Annotated in this window: 15 protein-coding genes; 6 read left to right on the top strand and 9 right to left on the bottom strand. The window is 73.6% G+C overall.

Annotated features, from left to right (window positions below):
* The 5 genes from A949_RS0123915 to A949_RS0123895 all read right to left on the bottom strand — a co-directional run.
* Positions 1 to 1,586: serine/threonine-protein kinase (locus tag A949_RS0123915; RefSeq protein ID WP_019358574.1), on the bottom strand; the 1,586-nt coding region annotated here is incomplete at its 3' end.
* 24 nt (positions 1,587 to 1,610) lie between these two features.
* A complete protein-coding gene (locus tag A949_RS0123910) occupies positions 1,611 to 3,293 on the bottom strand; it encodes an alkaline phosphatase D family protein (protein WP_078565505.1) in 1,683 nt (560 codons plus the stop codon).
* An 80-nt stretch (positions 3,294 to 3,373) separates the two neighbouring features.
* The gene (locus tag A949_RS0123905) at positions 3,374 to 4,135 is read right to left on the bottom strand and encodes a thioredoxin domain-containing protein (protein ID WP_019358572.1); all 762 of its coding nucleotides are present in this window, start codon (positions 4,133 to 4,135) and stop codon (positions 3,374 to 3,376) included.
* A gap of 44 nt (positions 4,136 to 4,179) precedes the next feature.
* Entirely contained in the window at positions 4,180 to 4,884 is a 705-nt protein-coding gene (locus A949_RS0123900) for a hypothetical protein (protein ID WP_026004974.1), read from the bottom strand.
* A gap of 195 nt (positions 4,885 to 5,079) precedes the next feature.
* A complete protein-coding gene (locus A949_RS0123895) occupies positions 5,080 to 6,429 on the bottom strand; it encodes a DUF2252 domain-containing protein (protein WP_019358570.1) in 1,350 nt (449 codons plus the stop codon).
* Between the two features lie 277 nt (positions 6,430 to 6,706).
* On the opposite strand from A949_RS0123895, the gene dnaE reads away from it, so the two are divergent.
* Positions 6,707 to 10,252, top strand: coding sequence for a DNA polymerase III subunit alpha (dnaE, locus tag A949_RS0123890; RefSeq protein WP_019358569.1), 3,546 nt, complete (start codon positions 6,707 to 6,709; stop codon positions 10,250 to 10,252).
* Positions 10,253 to 10,550: 298 nt separating this feature from the next.
* On the opposite strand, the gene A949_RS38585 is transcribed toward dnaE, so the two are convergent.
* Positions 10,551 to 10,706, bottom strand: a complete 156-nt coding sequence (locus tag A949_RS38585; RefSeq protein WP_019358568.1) for a hypothetical protein — start codon at positions 10,704 to 10,706, stop codon at positions 10,551 to 10,553.
* A 211-nt stretch (positions 10,707 to 10,917) separates the two neighbouring features.
* Between A949_RS38585 and A949_RS0123880 the strand changes: the two genes are divergently transcribed.
* The 4 genes from A949_RS0123880 (at position 10,918) to A949_RS0123865 (ending at position 15,289) form a co-directional block, all read left to right on the top strand.
* Complete coding sequence (locus A949_RS0123880; protein WP_019358567.1) at positions 10,918 to 12,240, top strand: NYN domain-containing protein; 1,323 nt, start codon at positions 10,918 to 10,920, stop codon at positions 12,238 to 12,240.
* Between the two features lie 159 nt (positions 12,241 to 12,399).
* Positions 12,400 to 13,455 carry an ABC transporter ATP-binding protein gene (locus A949_RS0123875; protein ID WP_175488464.1) on the top strand — a complete coding sequence of 352 codons (1,056 nt, stop codon included), beginning with the start codon at positions 12,400 to 12,402 and terminating at the stop codon, positions 13,453 to 13,455.
* 295 nt (positions 13,456 to 13,750) lie between these two features.
* Positions 13,751 to 14,503 carry an ABC transporter permease gene (locus A949_RS0123870; RefSeq protein WP_078565511.1) on the top strand — a complete coding sequence of 251 codons (753 nt, stop codon included), beginning with the start codon at positions 13,751 to 13,753 and terminating at the stop codon, positions 14,501 to 14,503.
* Positions 14,504 to 14,602: 99 nt separating this feature from the next.
* On the top strand, positions 14,603 to 15,289 hold the full coding sequence (locus A949_RS0123865; protein ID WP_019358564.1) for a hypothetical protein: 687 nt from the start codon (positions 14,603 to 14,605) through the stop codon (positions 15,287 to 15,289).
* Positions 15,290 to 15,338: 49 nt separating this feature from the next.
* Here the strand turns inward: A949_RS0123865 and ybaK are convergent, their stop codons facing one another.
* From ybaK to A949_RS0123850, 3 genes are all read right to left on the bottom strand, one after another.
* Positions 15,339 to 15,836 (bottom strand): Cys-tRNA(Pro) deacylase, encoded by a 498-nt coding sequence (gene ybaK / locus A949_RS0123860; RefSeq protein ID WP_019358563.1) that lies wholly within the window; start codon positions 15,834 to 15,836, stop codon positions 15,339 to 15,341.
* A gap of 19 nt (positions 15,837 to 15,855) precedes the next feature.
* Positions 15,856 to 16,671, bottom strand: coding sequence for an LON peptidase substrate-binding domain-containing protein (locus A949_RS0123855; protein ID WP_019358562.1), 816 nt, complete (start codon positions 16,669 to 16,671; stop codon positions 15,856 to 15,858).
* A gap of 99 nt (positions 16,672 to 16,770) precedes the next feature.
* The gene (locus tag A949_RS0123850; RefSeq protein WP_019358561.1) at positions 16,771 to 18,429 is read right to left on the bottom strand and encodes a hypothetical protein; all 1,659 of its coding nucleotides are present in this window, start codon (positions 18,427 to 18,429) and stop codon (positions 16,771 to 16,773) included.
* 274 nt (positions 18,430 to 18,703) lie between these two features.
* On the opposite strand from A949_RS0123850, the gene hisD reads away from it, so the two are divergent.
* Positions 18,704 to 20,047: a histidinol dehydrogenase gene (hisD, locus tag A949_RS0123845; protein ID WP_019358560.1), complete on the top strand. Its 1,344-nt coding sequence runs from the start codon at positions 18,704 to 18,706 to the stop codon at positions 20,045 to 20,047.
* Positions 20,048 to 20,052: the final 5 nt, after the last annotated feature.

The following is a 20,052-nucleotide window of genomic DNA, read 5'->3' as shown; positions in this document are numbered from 1 at the left end:
TAGGGGCGGTCCGCGGCATCGTCGCTGACGTAGCGGCCCACGCACTGGTTCGACGAGGTGAGGCCCCGCGCGCTGCACCAGGAGGCCGCCGCCGTCCCGTCGGGGAAGCCGCCCGCGGGCCCGGAGCTGTAGAACATCCAGTAGCCCCCGCGCAGCGAGGCGAAGCTGTCGCTGTCGAGATAGCGCACCCCGTCGGCCTTGCGGCTCAAGGAGGCGCGCATCTTCTCGCGTGCGCCGGTGCCGTCCGCCTTCGCGACCGACCCGAGCTGTGCCACCCAGGTGCCGGCCGGGGTGCCGGCCGGGGAGTCGGCCGGAGGACCGGAGCGGGCCGAGGACGTGCCGGGCCCCGGTTCCGGTTCCCGGCTCGGGGTCGACTCCGGTTCCCGCTCCTCCGCGGAGGGGCCGGCCTCCGGCGCCGAGGAGGCGTCCTGCGCGTCGGACACCGTCGGGGCCGGGCGCGCGCCGCCCCTGCCGCCGTCGGCTCCGGCCGCCGCGCCGTCGGAGCCGTCCGGCCGGACCAGCAGGAACAGCCCCCCGGCGGCGAGTGCGGCAGCCAGCACTCCGCCCGCGGCGGCCCACCCGGCCCGCCGCCGGCGCGGCGCCGTCCCGCCCGTGCCGCCGGGTGCCGCGCCGGGCGCCCCCGGCTCCGGTACGGGCGGCGGCACCGGAGGTGCGCCCGGGGAGCGGACCGGGACCGATGTCTCGGTCGGCAGATACGGCGTCGCCGCCCGGCCCTCCGCGACATCCGCCAGCATCCGCTCCAGCTCCGCCCCGTCGGGCCGGGCCGCGGGGTCCTTGACGAGCACCGCGGCCAGCACCGGCGCCAGCGCGCCGCTGCGCACCGGCGGCGGCACCGGATCGTCGAGCACCGCCGCGATGGTGGCCAGCGTGGTGGCGCGGCGCAGCGGACTGCGGCCCTCCGTGCACACGTACAACGTCAGCGCCAGGGACCACAGATCACCGGCCGGGTCGTCGTCCACCCCGCGGACCCGCTCCGGCGCGACGAACTCCGGTGACCCCAGGAACTCGCCCGTCGCCGTCACCGCGGCGCAGTCCTGGAGCGCGGCGATGCCGAAGTCGGTGAGCACCGCCGAACCGTCCGCGCGCAGCAGCACGTTGCCGGGCTTCACATCACGGTGCTGGATACCCGCGGCGTGCGCCGTGCGCAGCGCCGAGAGCACCTCGCGGCCCAGCCGGGCGGCGGCCCGCGGCTCCAGCGGCCCCTCCGCCAGCCGCTGCTCCAGCGAGGGGCCGTCCACCAGCTCCATCACGAGCCAGGGGCAGGGCCCCTCGTCCACGATGTGGTGGATCGTCACCACGTGCGGATGGCTGAGCCGGGCCAGGGCCCGGGCCTCGCGCAGCACGCGCTCGCGCAGCGCCCGGGACCCCTCCGACCCCTCCAGGGCCGCCTCGGGACCGCCGGGTCCGGCCGACGGGGGCCGGACCTCCTTCAGTGCCACCTCGCGGTGCAGCGCGACGTCCCGCGCCCGCCACACCGTTCCCATGCCCCCGGCCCCCAGCGTCTCCAGCAGTTCGAAACGCCGGTCGACGAGGTGCCCCTGCTCCCCCTGCTCGCCCCCTGCCATGGGGTCAGCGTACGGCGGCGCGGCTCAGCTCAGGGGCCGATACGTCCGTTCGATCCGCTGCGAGCCGGAATCCGTGCGGTACGAGCGGCGCAGTGCGGCCGTCGCGTTCTTGTCCGCCTTGTCGGACAGCACGAAGTAGTCCATCTGCGCCCGGTGCGCGTCCACGTCCAGCACCCCGAAGCCGTGCGAGTCCATGTCGACCCAGCGCACGTGCCGGTTGGCGGCCCGGACGGCCGCCTCGGCCAGGCCCGAGAGGGTGTCGGGCGCCACGTGCAGGGTGTCGTCCAGGTTGTCGGAGGTGACGGAGGTGATGACGAACTCCGTTGCCAGCGGGGCCTCGTGCGGGTAGTCGGCCGCGTGCAGCGGTACCTCGTTGGCCCAGTTCATATGGATGTCACCGGTGAGGAAGACGGTGTCGGTGATCCGGTTGTCGCGCAGATGGGTCAGGAGCTCCCGGCGGTCGTCCGTGTAGCCGTCCCACTGGTCGGTGTTGACGGCCAGCCCCTCCTCGGGGACGCCGAGCAGTTCGCCCAGCGGCCCGAGGAACTTGGCCGGGACGGAGCCGAAGGCCACCTGGGAGATCATCACCGGGTTGCCCACGAGCTTCCAGCGGGCCCGCGAGCCCGCCAGGCCCTTCTTCAGCCAGTCCAGCTGCTTGCGCCCGGTCAGGGTGCGGTCCGGGTCGTCGATGTCCCGGCCGTGCCCCACCTCGGCCTGCGCGTCCCGGAACGAGCGCAGGTCCAGCAGATGCAGCTCGGCCAACTGCCCGAACCGCAGCCGCCGGAAGGTGGTGCCCGCGGTCGAGGGCCGTACCGGGAGCCACTCGAAGTACGCCTGCTTCGCCGCCGCGACCCGCTGCGTCCAGCCGCCCTCCGTCTCCGGATCGTGGTTGACGGCCCCGCCCGACCAGGCGTTGTCGGCGAACTCGTGGTCGTCCCAGATCGCGACGAGGGGGTGCGCCGCGTGCATCGCCCGCAGGTCGGGATCCGCCTTGTAGTGGCCGTGCCGGGTCCGGTAGTCGGCGAGCGAGACGATCTCGTGCTCGGGCTGGACGGTCCGCACCACGGCGTCCCCGGTGGGGTACTCGCCGTGCCCGTACTCGTAGAGGTAGTCGCCCAGGTGCAGTACCGCGTCCAGGTCGGAGCGGGCCGCCAGATGCCGGTAGGAGGCGAACCAGCCGCCCTCGTAGTTGGCGCACGAGACCACCCCGAAGCGGAGACCGGCGACCTCCGCGCCCTCGGCGGGGGCGGTGCGGGTGCGGCCGGTGGGCGAGTGGACGCCGCCGGCGGTGAAGCGGAAGAAGTAGGTGGTGGCCGGGCGCAGTCCGCGCACATCGGCCTTGACGGTGTGGTCGGAGACGGCCTCGGCCCGCACGCTGCCGTGCGCCACCCGGTCGGTGAACCCGCGGTCGGTGGCCACCTCCCACGCCACCTCGACCGCCGCACCCCGGCCCGAGCCGGGGACGGCGCCGGGCTCCGGGGTGACCCGGGTCCACAGCAGGACCCCGTCGGGGAGCGGATCGCCCGAGGCGACACCGTGCACGAAAGAGGGGGCGGCGTCGGCCGCGCTCGCCGCCGGAGCCGCGCCCGCGAGCAGCGCGGCACCGGCCGCACCGGCCGCACCGGCGGCGACCACGGCGCGGCGCCGCGGTGCGGGCAGCGCGGCGCCGGGCAGGGACTGTTCGGATCTCGAGTGAGGAGAAGTCACGAGCGGTCATGTTACGCACGAGTACGGGCGAGGGGCAGACCTCGTACGGTCCGCCCCTCGCCGCTCCCGGCCGCCGCCGGTTACTTCTTCTCGTCCTTGCCCGACTTCAGGTCCACACCCAGCTCCTTGAGCTTGGCGGGCACGTCCTGGGGCTGCACCTGCTCACCGTCGATCCGGACGGTGGGAGTGCTCTGGACGTCGGCGCCGTTGAAGCTGGCGATCATGTCCTTGGCCCACTTGGTGTACTTCTTGCCCTTGACGGCCTTCTCGAACGCCTTGTTGTCCTTCAGCTCCGGGACCGTGTCCGAGACCTTGAGCAGATAGTCGTTGTCGGCGAACTTGTCCTCCTGCTCGTCCGGGTGCCACTTGGCCGAGTACAGCTTCGCCTTGTAGTCCGCGAACGCCTCGACGCTCACGGCCTTGGCGGCGCCCAGCGCGCGGGCGGCGTTGCGGGAGCCGGAGCCGCCCATGTTGCCGTCGATGATGGCGCCGAGGTGAACGCGCAGCTTGTACTTGCCCTCCTCGGCGCCCTTCTGCAGCGGCTCGCCCATCGCCTGCTCGAAGCTGGCGCACGCCGGGCAGCGCAGGTCCTCGTAGACGTCCACGGTCTTCTCCGCCTTGGCGCCGGCGGTCGTCACGGACATCCCGTCGTCGCTGGCGTCCTGGCTGTTCAGCTTGGCCACGAAGATCCCGATACCGGCCACCACGGCCAGCACTCCGACGACCGAGAGGGCGACCAGCAGCTGCCGCCGGGTCCGCTCCTTCTTGGCCTGCTTCTCACGCTCGATGCGCAGCCGCTCGCGGGCCGCGCGCTTGGCTTCCTGGCTGTTGCGCTTGCTCATGGCTGTCTTCTTCTCCGATGTCCGTACGCGGGGGAATCCTTGCCTCAGACCGCCGGTGCCACGGCGGTCCGGGCAGGCGGCGGCCCGCGACGGTGTACGGAGTGGGTCAGCAGCGGCAGCGCCGGCGGGGCGCCGGGCCCGGAGGGCCGGGGCGGCAGCACCGGGCCGGGGTCGCGGACGGCACCGACCGCGGCGACCGCGATCCGCAGCGGACGGAACGCACCGGTGGCGGCGGCGCGCAGCAGCCTTGCCGCGGCCGCCTCACCGCGGCGCAGCCACAGGGCGGCCAGCAGGCCCGCGGCGACGTGCGCCGCCAGCAGCAGCCAGGGGAGTGCCGTGCCCGGCACCCCGTGCACGCCGGCCGGGTAGGCGGCTGCCCGGCCGCCGTGCGCGGTCATCCGCGCCAGCGGCGTGCCCACGCTGCCGCCGCCGCACAGCAGATCGACGCCCACCGAGCGGAGCGGCCCGGTGACCGGCCCGCCCGCCTGCCCGTAGCAGGCGTGCCGGCCGGTGGTGAAGACGGTGTCGGCCGCCAGCTCCAGCGGGACCAGCAGCGCCGCTATCCGGGCGAAGCCGCGCTCCCGGCCGGCCAGCGCGAACGCCGCCGCGAAGACCGCCGCCGTGACGAGCAGGAAGGGGCGCAGCGGAACGGGGGAGCCGGAGAGCAGTACATGGGCTCCGGAGGACAGGGCGACGCAGAGGGCGGTGAAGATCCCCGCCCGCACCGTCCGTACTCCTGCTGTTCCCATGGGGTCCGAGTGTGCCATGGGAGCGGGCGGGCAGTCTGCGAAGGGCCGGAACCGGCCACGGGCGCATCGGCTGCCCCGCCCGGCCGGGGCCCCGGCCGGGCGGCCGGCGGAGCCCGTGGCAGCCGCTGCCGGGCCCGCCCGGGCCCCGGGGGGTGCCGCAGCGGCCCCAGGGGTTCCCGGACGTCCCCGGGAGCCTCACATCCCGGCGATGCGGCCGTTGCGGAAGAGGTCGACGAAGATCTGGTGGTCGTGCCGGGCCCGGGCGCCGTAGGTGTGGGCGAAGTCCACCAGCAGCGCGCGGAAGCCCTCCTCGTCGGAGGAGATCGCCTCGTGGATGGCGCGCTCGGTCGAGAAGGGCACCAGGCTGTGACCGCTCTCCGCCTCGTCGGCCGCTGCGTGCATCGTCGCCGTCGCCCGGGCGAGATCCGCTGTGACCTGCGACATTTCCTCCGGGTCCGACAGCTCCGACCAGTCCAGGTCCACCGCGTAGGGCGAGACCTCCGCCACCAGCTGGCCCGCGCCGTTCAGCTCCGTCCAGCCCAGCCAGGGGTCGGCGTGCGCCTGGAGCGCGCGCTGCGAGATGACGGTGCGGTGGCCCTCGTGCCGGAAGTAGTCGCGCACCGCCGGGTCGGTGATGTGCCGCGAGACGGCCGGGGTCTGCGCCTGCTTCATGTAGATGACCAGGTCGTTCTCCAGGGCGTCGCTGTGCCCCTCCAGCAGGATGTTGTACGAGGGCAGGCCCGCGCTGCCTATCCCGATGCCGCGGCGGCCCACCACGTCCTTGACCCGGTGTGCGCCGTGCTGCTCGCGGTCCGCGCTGTGCGGAAGCGTCTCCAGGTAGGAGTCGAAGGACGCCAGCACCGCGGCCCGGGTCTCCTCGTCCAGCTCGACGGAGCCGCCGCCCGGGGTGAAGCGACGCTCCCAGTCGCGGATCTCGGTCATGGTGCCCAGCAGCCCGAAGCGGGTGTTGGCGCGGGCCGCGCGGAGCGCGTCCAGCACCGGGCCCCGCGCGGTGTCCAGGGTGAGGGCGGGCGGCTCGTTCTCCGAGGCGCCCTCCACCAGGTCCCGGATGCGCTCCCGGTAGGCGTCGGCGTAGGTGGTCACCAGGGCGGTGATCTGCTCGTCGCTGAGCGCCTTGCTGTAGCCCAGCAGCGCCACGGAGGCCGCGAAGCGCTTGAGGTCCCAGGTGAAGGGGCCCACGTAGGCCTCGTCGAAGTCGTTGACGTTGAAGAGCACCCGGCCGTGGGCGTTCATGTAGGTGCCGAAGTTCTCGGCGTGCAGGTCGCCGTGTATCCACACCCGGCTGGTGCGCTCGTCCAGGAACGGGCCGCTGTTCGCGCCCGGTCCGTAGGGGCTGCCGGGTGCCGTCAGGTCGGCGTAGAAGAGGCAGGCGGTGCCCCGGTAGAAGGCGAAGGCGGAGGCCGCCATCTTGCGGAACTTGGTCCGGAAGGCCGCCGGGTCGGCGGCGAGGAGGTCGCCGAAGGCCGTGTCGAAGACCTCCAGAATGGTCTCGCCGCGTTCTGCTGCCTGGCCTGCCGTGGTCATGGGTGCGCTCCGTAGGGCGGTAGGGAACCGAAACCGGTGTATGACGAACCGAGTGTCCAACCTACGCCGACGCCGCCGGGGGCCAGGATGGTTCTGCGCGCGTGCGGAACGGTCGTGGACCGGACGCCGAACAGCCGTGGACCGGACGCCGAACAGCCGCGGGCCGGATACGGAACAGCGCTCCGCGCGGCCCCGGACGGCTCGTCGGGGACTGTCGGTGCCGGGCCGTAGACTTCCCACTCGCCCCTGAAGACCCGCGCCCGGAGGTGGCCTCGTCGTGAGTGACAACCCCTTCACTCATCTGCATGTGCACACGCAGTACTCGCTCCTCGACGGTGCGGCCCGGCTCAAGGACATGTTCAACGCCTGCAATGAGATGGGCATGTCGCATATCGCGATGACCGACCACGGCAATCTGCACGGGGCCTACGACTTCTTCCACTCCGCAAAGGACGCCGGGGTGACGCCGATCATCGGCATCGAGGCGTACCTGGCCCCGGACCACCGCAGGAACACCCGTCCGGTCAAGTGGGGCACCCCGCACCAGAAGCGGGACGACGTGTCCGGCAACGGCGCCTACACCCACATGACGATGTGGGCCAGGAACGCCACGGGGCTGCACAACCTCTTCCGCGCCCAGTCGCGGGCCAGCCTGGAGGGCTTCTTCCGCAAGCCCAGGATGGACCGCGAGCTGCTCGCCGAGTACGCCGAGGGGCTGATGGCGACCACCGGCTGCCCCTCCGGCGAGGTGAGCACCAAGATCCGGCTGGGGATGGAGGAGGAGGCGCTCCAGGCCGCCGGCGAGTACCAGGACATCTTCGGCAAGGAGAACTTCTTCGTCGAGCTGATGGACCACGACATCCAGATCGACAAGCGGGCGCGGGACGGCCTGGAGCGCATCGCGCGGAAGCTCGACGCGCCCTTCGTCGTCACCAACGACTCGCACTACACCTATGCGCGTGAGTCGGCGGCGCACGACACCCTGCTGTGCATCCAGACCGGCAGCAACCTCTCGGACCCGGACCGCTTCAGCTTCGACGGTTCCGGCTACTACCTCAAGACCGCCGAGGAGATGTACGGCATCGACTCCTCGGAGGCCTGGCAGTCGGGCTGCCGCAACACGCAGCTCCTGATCGCCGAGCGCATCGAGACCGAGGGCATGTTCGAGCCCAAGAACCTGATGCCGAAGTTCGACGTGCCCGAGGGGTACGACGAGATCTCCTGGTTCCGCGAGGAGGTCCGGCGCGGGATGGCCCGCCGCTTCCCGGGCGGGGTGCCGCAGGACCGCCAGGAGCTGGCGGACTACGAGATGAAGGTCATCATCGACATGGGCTTCCCCGGGTACTTCCTGGTGGTCGCCGACTTCATCAACTGGGCCAAGGACAACGGCATCGCGGTCGGTCCGGGCCGCGGCTCGGCCGCGGGCTCGATCGTCAGCTACGCCATGGGCATCACCGACCTCGACCCCGTCACCCACGGGCTGATCTTCGAGCGGTTCCTCAACCCCGAGCGCGTCACCATGCCCGACGTCGACATCGACTTCGACGAGCGCCGGCGCGGTGACGTGATCCGCTACGTCACGGAGAAGTACGGCGCCGACAAGGTCGCCATGATCGGCACCTACGGCACGATCAAGGCGAAGGCCGCCATCAAGGACGCCTCCCGGGTGCTGGGCTACCCCTACGCGATGGGCGACCGCATCACCAAGGCGATGCCCGCCGACGTGCTCGGCAAGGGCATCCCGCTCTCCGGCATCACCGACCCGAACCACCCCCGCTACAGCGAGGCGGGCGAGGTGCGCGGGATGTACGAGAACGAGCCGGACGTCAAGAAGGTCATCGACTCCGCCATGGGCATCGAGGGCCTGGTGCGCCAGATGGGCATGCACGCGGCGGGCGTGATCATGTCCAGCGAGCCGGTCATCGACCACGCGCCGATCTTCTCGCCGAAGAACGACGGCACCGTCGTCACCCAGTGGGACTACCCGAGCTGTGAGTCGCTCGGCCTGCTGAAGATGGACTTCCTGGGGCTGCGCAACCTCACCATCATGGACGACGCGGTCAAGATGATCCGCAAGAACAAGGGTGTCGACCTCAAGCTCCTCGACCTGCCGCTGGACGACCCCAAGGCGTTCGAGCTGCTGTGCCGCGGCGACACCCTCGGCGTCTTCCAGTTCGACGGCGGCCCGATGCGCTCCCTGCTGCGGATGATGAAGCCCGACCACTTCGAGGACATCTCCGCGGTCTCGGCCCTCTACCGACCCGGCCCGATGGGGATGAACTCCCACATCAACTACGCGCTGCGGAAGAACGGCCAGCAGGAGATCACGCCGATCCACCCGGAGCTGGAGGAACCGCTCAGGGACGTCCTCGACATCACGCACGGCCTGATCGTCTACCAGGAGCAGGTGCAGAAGGCGGCCCAGGTGCTCGCCGGCTACTCACTGGGCCAGGCGGACCTGCTGCGCCGGGCGATGGGCAAGAAGAAGAAGGAGGTTCTCGACAAGGAGTTCGTGAACTTCCAGAAGGGCATGCGGGACAACGGCTACTCGGACGGTGCCATCCAGGCCGTCTGGGACGTGCTGGTCCCCTTCGCCGGGTACGCCTTCAACAAGGCGCACTCCTCCGCCTACGGGCTGGTCACCTACTGGACGGCCTACCTCAAGGCCAACTACCCCGCCGAGTACATGTCCGCGCTGCTCACCTCCGTGCGCGACGACAAGGACAAGTCGGCCGTCTATCTCAACGAGTGCCGCAAGATGGGCATCAAGGTGCTGCCGCCCAACGTCAATGAGTCGGAGGCGAACTTCACCTCCAAGGACGACTCCACGATCGTCTTCGGCCTCACCGCCGTGCGGAACGTGGGCCAGAACGTCGTCGACTCGATCGTCAAGTGCCGCAAGGCGAAGGGCAAGTACTCCTCCTTCCCGGACTTCCTGGACAAGGTCGAGGCCGTCGTCTGCAACAAGCGCACCGTCGAGTCGCTGATCAAGGCCGGCGCGTTCGACGAGATGGGGCACACCCGCAAGGGCCTCACCGCGCAGTTCGAGCCGATGATCGACAACGTGGTGCAGGTCAAGCGGAAGGAGGCCGAGGGGCAGTTCGACCTCTTCGGCGACCTCGGCGGGGACGACACGGCGGACTCCGGCCCCGGCTTCGGCCTGGACGTGCAGTTCTCCGAGGAGGAGTGGGAGAAGACCTATCTGCTCGCCCAGGAGCGGGAGATGCTCGGCCTCTACGTCTCCGACCATCCGCTCTTCGGCCTGGAGCACGTGCTCAACGAGAAGGCCGACGCGGCCATCGCCCAGCTGACCGGCGGCGACTACTCCGACGGCTCCATCGTCACCATCGGCGGCATCATCTCCGGCCTCCAGCGCAAGATGACCAAGCAGGGCAACGCCTGGGCCATCGCCACCGTCGAGGACCTGGCCGGATCCATCGACTGCATGTTCTTCCCCGCCACCTATCAACTGGTCTCCACCCAGCTCGTGGAGGACGCCGTCGTCTTCGTCAAGGGGCGGCTGGACAAGCGGGAGGACGTGCCCCGGCTCGTCGCCATGGAGCTTCAGGTCCCCGATCTGAGCGAGGCGTCCGCCACCGCGCCGGTCACCATCACCATCCCCACCGTCAAGGTGACGCCTCCACTGGTGGAGAAGCTGGGCTATGTGCTGACCCAGCACCGCGGCGCCAGCGAGGTGCGCGTCCGGCTGGAGGGCGCGCGCAAGACCACGGTGCTGCGGCTGGACCGGCACCGGGTCACCCCCGACCCCGCGCTCTTCGGCGACCTGAAGGAACTGCTGGGCCCCGCCTGCCTGGCGGGCTGAGGCCCGCCGGACGCACCGGGCGGGCTCCCCGGACCCGCGCTCCGACCGGGGGGCGCGGTCGTCGGGACTCCCGGCCCGCGCCCGCGCCCCGGCCCGCGCCCGGACACCCCGGACAGCCCGGACCCGGGGCCCCGCGTCCGGGAACCCGGCCGGGCGTCGGTCCGGGCGTCGGCCGGCCGGTCGCCGGGCGGCCTGCCTCGGGCACCGGCCGTGGTCACCGCGCGTGCCCAGTCCGCGGCCGACGCCGCGGACTGGGCATCGAGGGCGTGCCCGGGCGGACCCGGAGGGCCCGGTGCGCTCAGTTGTGGCCGAAGCGGCGTTCCCGGCCCTTGCGGGCCGCTCCGGTGGGGGGCGTCCGCTCCGCGGCGGCCGACTTCGCGCGCTCCCGCTCCCGCTGCTGCTCCTCCGCGGTGCGCGATTCCCGGGCCGGCTGACGGTTCTTGTTCTTCGCCATGTTCGCCTCCTGCGACGGAGGTCCGTCTCCGAACGAGAGGGTCCTCCCGTTCAGATTCGCACGACCGGAAATGCCGTGCATGTCGGACAATTACCGCGAGTGGGCGCCACGCCGATGATCGAGTTCCGGCTGATAACCCCCGCGCGGTCGGGCAGACTCGAAGGACACGGGGAACGGCCGGCACGCGAAGGCACAGCCTCGGCTGGATGTCATGACCGAGAGTGGGTGGAACGTCGTGGACCGCTGCGTCGTCCTGGTGGACGCCGGATATCTGCTGGGCGCCGCCGCCAGTCTGCTGGCCGGGGAACCCACCCGCTCGCGGATCACCGTCGACCACGCAGGTCTGATCCGCTCCCTCCGGCGGCAGGCGGAGGCCGACACCCAGTGCGCGCTGCTGCGCATCTACTGGTTCGACGGCGCCCCGGACCGGGTGCCGCAGCCCGAGCACCGCAGGCTGCGCGTGATGCCCCGGGTGACGGTACGGCTGGGGGCCCTCACCCGCAGCGACGGCCGCTGGGCGCAGAAGGGCGTGGACGCCGCCATGCACGCGGAGCTGACCGAACTCGCCCGCAACCGCGCCTGCTCCGACATCGTGCTGGTGACCGGCGACGGTGATCTGCTGCCGGGGCTGATGTCCGCGAAGGAGCACGGGGTGGCCGTCCACCTGTGGGCGGTCCAGGCCGCCGACGGGGACTACAACCAGTCCGAGGACCTGGTGGCCGAGGCCGACGAGCGGCGGGTGCTGGACCGGACCTGGATCACCCCCGTGGTCCGGGCCAAGGACCTCTCCGCGCCCTGCGCCCCGCAGCCCGCACCCCGTCCGGAGATCGCCGCGATCCTCTCCGCACCGCTGCCGGAGAGCGGCAAGAACGGCTCCGTGGGCCACCGTGGGCCCGCCCCCTCCGGCCCGGCCGCCGCTCCCGCCGACCGGCCGCCCGAGGAGGACGAGCAGGCCGAGCCGCAGCCCGCGGCGGAGGACGGCGGCGAGGAGGCCGGGCGGCCCGCGTCCGGGACTCCGCAGCGGAGCGAAGGCGTGCCCACCCCCAAGGACCTGGCCGACCTCGGCCGCCAGGGGCAGCAGGCGCATCCGCCCGCCGGGCCGCCGGGGGCCACGCTCCGCTGGTCGTCGGACCGCGGCTGGGTCGAGCGGTCGGCTCCCGGCGGCGAACCGCCCGAGACCGCGGCCCTGCCGATGCTCGCCCAGCTCACCACCGCCGAGCAGCGCTGGGCGGACCGCGAGGAGGACATCACCGCCGTCAGCGGCGACCCCTTCGAGGTCGGCCAGGTCTTCGCGCGCCGCTGGACCGAGCGGCTGATCAGCGAGCACCATCTGAACCAGCTCTCCGCCGAGTACCCCCGCATCCCGCACCGGATCGACGGCGAGCTGCTCCGCTACGCGGCCCGGTTCGGCCTGCTCGCACACAAGGACGACCAGATCGACGAGCACGACCGCTACGCGATCCGGGCGGGGTTCTGGCGCGAGGTGGACGCCCGCTCCGGCGCCTCGGCCGAGCACGCGCCGGCCGGTGACTGACCTCCCGGTGCGTCGCGTTCCGGCGGCCGGAGCGGCCGCGTACCCGGCGTGGCCTGCCACCGGCTCCGCACCCGCACCGCGCCCCCGCCACCGGCCGCGCCGGGAGCCCGCAGGGGTCGGAGCGGGGCGGCGGAACCCGGACGCGTACCCTCATAGGTCGTGAGAACGGGCACTCGGCAGGCGGTGGACAGCTCGGTGGCAAGCGCGACGGCACCGGCCCGCACCGCTGTGCGTGTCGAGGACCTGGTCAAGACCTACGCACCGGTGCGGGCCCGGCGCGGCGCAGCGGCGGCGCCCGCGGTCCGGGCGACCGACGGCGTCTGCCTGCGGGTGCGGCAGGGCGAGATCTTCGGACTGCTGGGCCCCAACGGAGCCGGGAAGTCCACCCTGGTGCGGCAGCTCACCGGGCTGCTGCGGCCCGACTCCGGAGCGGTCGAGGTGCTCGGCCATGATCTGGTGCGCCACCCCGAGCGGGCCGCCCGGCTGCTGGCCTACCTCGGGCAGGAGTCGACCGCGCTGGACGAGCTGAGTGTCGCCCTCGCCGCCGAGACCACCGCGCGGCTGCGCGGGATGGACACCGCGGCGGCCCGCGTCGCGCGCGACGAGGTACTGGCCGAGCTGGAGCTGACGCAGCTCGCCTCGCGGCCGCTCAAACGGCTCTCCGGCGGGCAGCGGCGGCTGGCATGCGTGGCCGCGGCACTGGTGGGGGACCGGCCGCTGCTGGTGCTGGACGAGCCGACCACCGGCATGGACCCGCACGCACGGCGCGCGGTGTGGGCGGCCGTGGACCGGCGGCGCGCCGAGCGCGGGGTGACCGTGCTGCTGGTGACGCACAACGTGATCGAGGCGGAGACCGTGCTGGACCGGGTGGCGGTGCTGGACCGGGGCCGGGTGATCGCCTGCGACACCCCCGGCGGGCTGAAGGCGACGGTCGGCGACGAGGTGCGGCTGGAACTGGTGTGGCGGGAGCGCGCTCCGGTGGAGATCCCGGAGGTGTCCGCGCTCGCCGCCGGCGCCGCCGTCACCGGCCGCCGCTGGACGCTGCGGCTGCCACCCGCCGCCGCGCGGGAGGCGGTCGCGCTGGTCACCACGGGCGAGGCGTTCGCGGCCCTGGACGACTTCCGGCTCGCCACCCCGAGCCTGGAGGACGTGTATGTGGCCCTCGGCGGCCGCGCGGCGGGCCAGGACGGCGCCGAGGGCCTGGTCAAGGCATGAGCGCGCGGACGGGATGCCGGAGCGTACAGGGCCCGGCGCGGCCGACGAGGCGGGACGGGACGGCATCGGACCCTGCACCGACGGTGCGGGACGTGAGGGGCGGGCTCGGGTGAGGACGACGGTGGGCAGCCGTACGCGGACCGGCGGCGCCGCGGAGCACGGCGCGGCCGGCGAGCGGGAGCGCGCGGGTGCGGGTGCGGCCGCGGCCTCCGCCACGGACAGCGCAGCCGGGGGCGGCACGCTCCGCGCGGCGGAGCCGGGCGCCGGTGCCGGGGCGGGTGCGGGCACGGCCCGGATGCCGCTGGCGCCGCGCGCCCGGCTGTGGCCCGCGCTGGGCGCCGTCTACCGGGCCCAGCTCTCCCGGGCCCGGGTGGCGCGGATCCCGTTGCTGTTCGTGGCGACCTTCCAGTCGTTGGGGATCATGGTCCTGATGCGCGGAGTGGTGGACGGCGGCGCCGAGGCGCGGGCCGTGGTCGCCGGGTCCAGCGTGCTGGTGGTGGCCTTCGTGGCGCTGAACCTGCTCGCCCAGTACTTCGGCCAGCTGCGTGCGGGCGGCGGCCTGGACCACTACGCGACCCTGCCGGTGCCGGCCGCCTCCGTCGTGCTGGGCGCGGCGGCCGCCTACGCGTCCTTCACCGTCCCCGGAGTGCTGGTGACGGCGGTGGCGGGCAGTGTGCTCTTCCAGCTCCCGCTGGGCGGACTGTGGGTGCTAGCGGCCGTCGTCCCGCTCGCCGGTGCCGCGCTCGCCGGGCTGGGCGCGGCGCTGGGGCTGCTCGCCCCGCGCCCCGAGCTGGCCACCCTGGGCGGCCAGCTGGGGATGTCGGCGGCGCTGCTGCTGGGCGTCCTGCCCGCGGGCGGGCTGCCGCCCGCGGTCGGCTGGGTCCGGGACCTGCTGCCGTCCACCTACGGGGTGGAGGCCTTCGCGCGCACTTTCGCACCGCACCCGGACTGGGCGCGCGTCGTACTGGACCTGGGGGTGTGCGCGGCGGTCGGGGTGCTCTCGCTCGCTCTCGCCACCCGGGCCTACCGCTGGGCGGCCACCCGCTGACACCCGGGCGGACCCCCGCTGCCCCCGGCGGCCGCACCGAGGGCGGGCCGGGGGCGGGCCGGGGCCTCCCGCATCGCGCGGGCCTGGCACGATGGCGGGGTGACCGTACCGACGCCCTCCTCTCCCGATCCGGACTCCTCCCACTCCTCCGCATCCGCGGCGGGAGCGGGCGACCAGCCCGGCGGCGGCGCCTCGGGCCCGCCGCCCGCGCCGTCGTACGCGGTGCACACCGGCTACGGGGGGCAGGCCGGGCCGGTCCTCTCGCGCGAGCTGCTGCACGCGGCCGTCTGCGCGGCGGCCGTCGCCGTCCTCGGTGTGCTGATGGGACTGCTGTGGCTGTGGCTGGCGCCCCGGGTGCCGCTGTACACCAGCGGCAAGCTGGTCCTCTTCCGGCACCCCGAGGGCGAGGAGGCCATCGGCGCCGAGGGTGTCTTCACCCTGCTCGGGCTGGGATTCGGGGTGGTCACGGGGCTCGCCGTCTTCCTGGTCCGCAGGAGCGGCGGCGTGGGCCTGGTGGTGGGCCTGTGCCTGGGCGGGGCGCTGGGCTCCGTACTGGCCTGGCGGACCGGCGTGTGGCTGGGCCCCGAGACGGACCTGTCGGCGGCGGCGCGGGCGGCCGGCCAGGGCGCCACCTTCGACGCGCCGCTGGAGCTGCACGCGTACGCGGTACTGCTGGCCTGGCCGTTCGTAGCCGTGCTCGTCCATCTGCTGGTGACCGCGCTCTTCGCCCCCCGCGACGAGCCCGTCGCCCAGCTCGCCCCGGCGCCGCAGCGCTGGGAGAGCTGACCGGCGCCCGGGGCGGCGGGCCGGCCGCGGGCGACCGGGGTCCGGGGAGTCAGCCGCGGGCGACCGGGGCGAGGACGGCATCGGTCAGCGTGGCCAGATCCGCGGGCGCCAGTTCGATCTCCAGGCCGCGGCGGCCCGCCGAGACGCAGATCGCCGGATGGTCCTGCGCGGAGGCGTCCAGCACCGTGGGGAGCCGCTTGCGCTGCCCGAGCGGGGAGATGCCGCCGCGGACGTAGCCGGAGGAGCGCTCGGCGGCGGCCGGGTCGGCCAGCACCGCCCGCTTGCCGCCCACGGCGGCCGCCAGCGCCTTCAGGTCCAGCGACGCCGACACCGGGACGACGGCGACCGTCAGCGCACCGTCCACCTCGGCCACCAGGGTCTTGAAGACCTGCTCCGGCGGCACGCCCAGCGCCTCGGCGGCCTCCTCGCCGTAGGAGGGTGCCGCCGGATCGTGGGTGTAGGCGCGCGTCTCGAAGGCGATGCCCGCCTCGGTGGCCGCGACGATGGCCGGGGTCGCCGACCCCTGCCGCTTGCTCTTCCTCGCCATGTGCTCCGCTCCGGGGAGGTCAGTTCCGGCTGGTCGGATTCCGCGTCAGGTCGGCCGCGGGCAGCGACGGCAGCTTGCCGATGACGGCCGCCTCCCTGCGCAGCAGCTTCAGCTCGTCCGCCAGCCGGGTCGCGGTGTCCGGGGCCTGGAGCAGCCGCTGCTTGGCGGGGGTGTCCAGCACGGTGGCAGCCGCCACCAGGTACGAGACCACCGACGGGTCGTCCGGCAGGTCCTGCTCCTGCCCGGCGGCCAGGGTCCGCTCCCGGGCGCTGGCCAGCCGCTTCTGGTACGCGCGGAAGGCCCGCAGCACACCGGAGGCGAGCGCGCCCGCCTCGTCGCCCTCCTCTTCCGGCAACTCCTCGATCTCGCCGGTCAGATAGGGGCCGGAGGCGTCGACCGACAGCAGCCGGAACCGGGTGGTGCCGGTGGCCAGCACCTCGTAGCCGGTCGGGCCGCCGTGCGGATCGGTGTCCGGGGCCGCCTCCTCCGGCTCCTCCGCGGAGTCCGCCGCGCCCGTGCCCGTGACGCGTTCGCGGATGGTGGAGGCGTCGGCGATGCAGCCGACCGTGTAGAACGAGGTGATCGGGTCCGGACCGAAGCCGGCCGTCGGGTCCGTGCCCTGGGGCGGTGCGGAATCGGGCATTCCGGTGTCGGCGGGGGCGACCTCGCGGCCGTCCCGGATGGCGACGACACCGAAGCGGCGAGGCGCGTCCTCGGGCAGTGCGAGCAGGTCCCGCATCAGCGCGCGGTACCGCGGCTCGAAGATGTTCAGCGGCAGCACCAGCCCCGGGAACAGCACCGAGTTGAGGGGGAAGAGCGGAAGCGCGGTTGTCACAACCGGTAAGCCTAAAGCCTCCGGCCCCCGGCGCGGGCCCCGGTGCGCCCTACGGACACCCCCGAGGTACCCCCGAGCCACCCCCGGGGGACCCCGCGGCTACTGCCGTCGCAGCAGCCGGGTGGCACCCGCCGCCACCGTGGTCGCCAGCACCCAGCCCGCCAGGATCATCGCGGCGGCCAGCCACTGGTAGCCGCCGCCCGGGTCCCAGGCGGTGTCCTGGCCGAAGGAGATCACCGGCAGCAGCAGGTCCAGCGCGTACAGGGTCGCGTTCCAGTGCGGCGCCTCGTCGCCCTTGAGCGCGGGCGGCCGGTGCGCCTGGAACAGCACCGCGCCCGTCAGCCACAGCAGCGCCATCCACAGTGCCGCCTGCGCGGGCCGGTAGCCGTAGGCCACCGTCCAGTCCTGCAACACCCCCCACAGCTTGCCGGGCAGCGGCAGGGTCTCCCGCCGCCGGCGCTGCTTGGCCAGCAGCACCTGGCGCGCGTTGGTGTCCTCGCCGCTGTTCCGGTACATCGCCGCGAGCTGCTCGTAGGGCTCCGGTGCGTACTCCGCGGTCGCGGCGTTGATCCACTGGAGCCGCTCGCGGACGTTGAAATGGCCCTCCTTGGGGATCGCGTGCTGGTAGGTGAAACCCGCCATCCACAGCCGGTGGTCGCCCGGCCAGCTGGAGGCCCGGTCCATCAGCTTCTCCACCGACGCGCCGGAGAGCACCACCAGCCCCCGCTCGGGCAGTTGCGGGGTGAAGGTCAGCTCCGGGGTGGTGATGCGGCGCAGCGACAGCTCCTGGTCGCGCTGCATCTGCAGCCGGGCGTTCTCGATCACCAGCGAGGAGCCGAAGCGCCCGTCGTCCAGCACCATGCCCCCGGTGCACTGGAAGTGCTTGGTGCGATGCGGGTCCCATCCGGTGCGCGGCAGGCCCGGCGCCCAGGGATGGGTGCCCCCCTGGCCGCCGAAGTCGTAGCGGGTGCCGGTCGGCGGCGTCGTGCCGTAGATGTGCGGAGCGCTGCCCCGCCCCGCGTCGCCGAAGCTGGCCACCTGCTCGACGGTCATCTGCGGCGCGTACAGCGCGAAGCGCCCGCGCGGATTGCGCAGCACCGAGCCGAACATGTGCAGCGAGCTGCCCACCGAGGCGCCGCGCAGACTCACCTGCCCGTCGGTGACCAGCAGGCTGGCCTGGAGCTCCTGGGAGACGCTGACCCCGTCGGCGGCGATCGCGCGGTTGCGCGGGCCGCTGCCCACGGTGGCCGCGTTGAGCAGCAGGTCGGTGCCGATCGAGGCGTCCGTCAGCCGCACGCCTTCGGGGATGCTGCACCGGGGCAGGTGCAGATCCCCCTCGGTGGTCAGCCGGGCCGCCTCCAGCCGGGGGAGGTAGCAGTCGACGAAGCGCGCCGTGTTGACGCGCGCCTCCGGCATCCGCACCTCCTCCTCGAAGCGGCACTGCCGCAGCTCGAAGTACGTCTCCACGGTGCCGCCCGCCAGGTCCAGGCAGCCGCTCACCAGCGCCCCGGTCAGGTGCAGCGACGCCACCCGGCCCAGCAGCGGTGGCGGCCCGTGCAGCAGCAGCAGCGCTATCACCCGGGCGCGGACCGTGCGCTCCGGGCCCCAGACGTGATCGCCGTTCGGATCGTCCAGCTCGGCCTCGCCGTGCCGCAGATCGTGCTCGGTACCGTTGCGGAACGCCTGCCAGAGCCCCCACTCGGCAGTCGTCAGCCGCAGTCCCGGCGGCGGCTCGCCCGAGTCCACCGGCTCGCTCACGCTTCCTCCCCCTCGATTCCTCGTGTCCCGGCAGCCCGCCGCGCGTCCCGGTCACCCGGCCCCGGCCTCTCCCGGTCCCGGCCCTCCGTCGCCCGGTCTCCCGGTGTCCGAACCGGCGGCCTGGCCGCGACACGTTCGGACCAACTGGTCGTACCGGTCCCTTTCCCGCTCCGTGACCGGATGAACGCGGGAGGCGACGTTCGTCGCGTGTGGCCTGTATCAGCCTCTGATACGGGCGGCCGGGGCGCGTCGCGGGTCTGAGAGACTTGAGTACGTGATCTCCCGAATCGATCTGCGCGGCGCCGCCCTCGCCACCGCGGCCTCCGGCCCGGCGAACGGCGCGCTCGACCGCGACCTGCTGCCCCGTGCCGAGCTCGACGTCGAAGCCGCCCTGGAGAAGGTGCGGCCCATCTGCGACGACGTGCGGCATCGCGGCGCGGCGGCGGTGATCGAGTACACCGAGCGGTTCGACGGAGTGCGCCTGGAGCAGACCCGGGTGCCCGCCGAGGCGCTGCGCACGGCCCTCCGGGAGCTGGATCCGGCCGTGCGCGCGGCCCTGGAGGAGTCCATCAGGCGCGCCCGGACCGTCCACCGCGACCAGCGGCGCACCGACTCCACCGTGCAGGTGGTGCCCGGCGGCACCGTCACCGAGCGCTGGGTCCCCGTGGAGCGGGTGGGGCTGTACGTCCCCGGCGGGCGCGCCGTCTACCCGTCCTCCGTGGTGATGAACGTGGTCCCCGCGCAGGAGGCCGGCGTCGGCTCGCTGGCCGTGGCCTCGCCCGCGCAGGCCGGGTTCGGCGGCCTGCCGCACCCCACCATCCTCGCCGCCTGCGCGCTGCTGGACGTCGACGAGGTGTACGCGGTGGGCGGCGCCCAGGCCGTGGCGATGTTCGCCCACGGCACCGCGGAATGCGCCCCGGTCCAGTTGGTGACCGGCCCCGGCAACATCTACGTGGCCGCGGCCAAGCGGCTGCTCAAGGGGGTCATCGGCATCGACTCCGAGGCGGGCCCGACCGAGATCGCGATCCTCGCCGACGACACGGCCGACCCGGCCCACGTCGCCTCCGACCTGATCAGCCAGGCCGAGCACGACGTGGTCGCCGCAGCGGTGCTCGTCACCCCCTCCGAGGAGCTCGCCGAGGCCGTCGAGCGGGAGCTGAAGACGCAGGTGCCCGCCACCAGGCACAGCGAGCGCATCACCGAGGCGCTGTCCGGACGGCAGTCGGGCATCGTGCTCGTCGACTCCCTGGAGGCCGGGCTGGCCGTGGTCAACGGCTACGCCGCCGAGCACCTGGAGATCCAGACCGCCGACGCGGCGTCCTGGGCCGCGCGGGTGCGCAACGCGGGCGCCGTCTTCGTCGGCCCGTACGCGCCCGTCTCGCTCGGCGACTACGCCGCCGGCTCCAACCACGTGCTGCCCACCGGCGGCTGCGCCTGCCACTCCTCGGGTCTGTCCGTCCAGTCCTTCCTGCGCGGCATCCACGTCGTGGACTACACCCGGGACGCGCTCGCCGAGGTCACCCACCATGTCGTCGCCCTGGCGGAGGCGGAGGACCTGCCCGCGCACGGCGCGGCGCTGAAGGCACGGTTCGACTGGAAGGTACCCGAGGCCCCGTGACCGGC

It is taken from the genome of Streptomyces sp. AA1529 (assembly GCF_000280905.1).
In the GTDB taxonomy this organism is placed as follows: domain Bacteria; phylum Actinomycetota; class Actinomycetes; order Streptomycetales; family Streptomycetaceae; genus Streptomyces.
Note: the sequence above shows the minus strand (reverse complement) of the source record. Positions and strands in the feature narration are given on the sequence as shown.

Bases quoted from the DNA above. Each gene is read 5' to 3' on its own strand.
- A949_RS0123905 (WP_019358572.1), bottom strand. From the start codon at position 4,135: ATGAGCAAGCGCAACAGCCAGGAAGCCAAGCGCGCGGCCCGCGAGCGG.
- A949_RS0123900 (WP_026004974.1), bottom strand. From the start codon at position 4,884: ATGGGAACAGCAGGAGTACGGACGGTGCGGGCGGGGATCTTCACCGCC.
- A949_RS0123895 (WP_019358570.1), bottom strand. From the start codon at position 6,429: ATGACCACGGCAGGCCAGGCAGCAGAACGCGGCGAGACCATTCTGGAG.
- A949_RS38585 (WP_019358568.1), bottom strand. From the start codon at position 10,706: ATGGCGAAGAACAAGAACCGTCAGCCGGCCCGGGAATCGCGCACCGCG.
- A949_RS0123880 (WP_019358567.1), top strand. From the start codon at position 10,918: ATGACCGAGAGTGGGTGGAACGTCGTGGACCGCTGCGTCGTCCTGGTG.
- A949_RS0123870 (WP_078565511.1), top strand. From the start codon at position 13,751: ATGCCGCTGGCGCCGCGCGCCCGGCTGTGGCCCGCGCTGGGCGCCGTC.
- ybaK (WP_019358563.1), bottom strand. From the start codon at position 15,836: ATGGCGAGGAAGAGCAAGCGGCAGGGGTCGGCGACCCCGGCCATCGTC.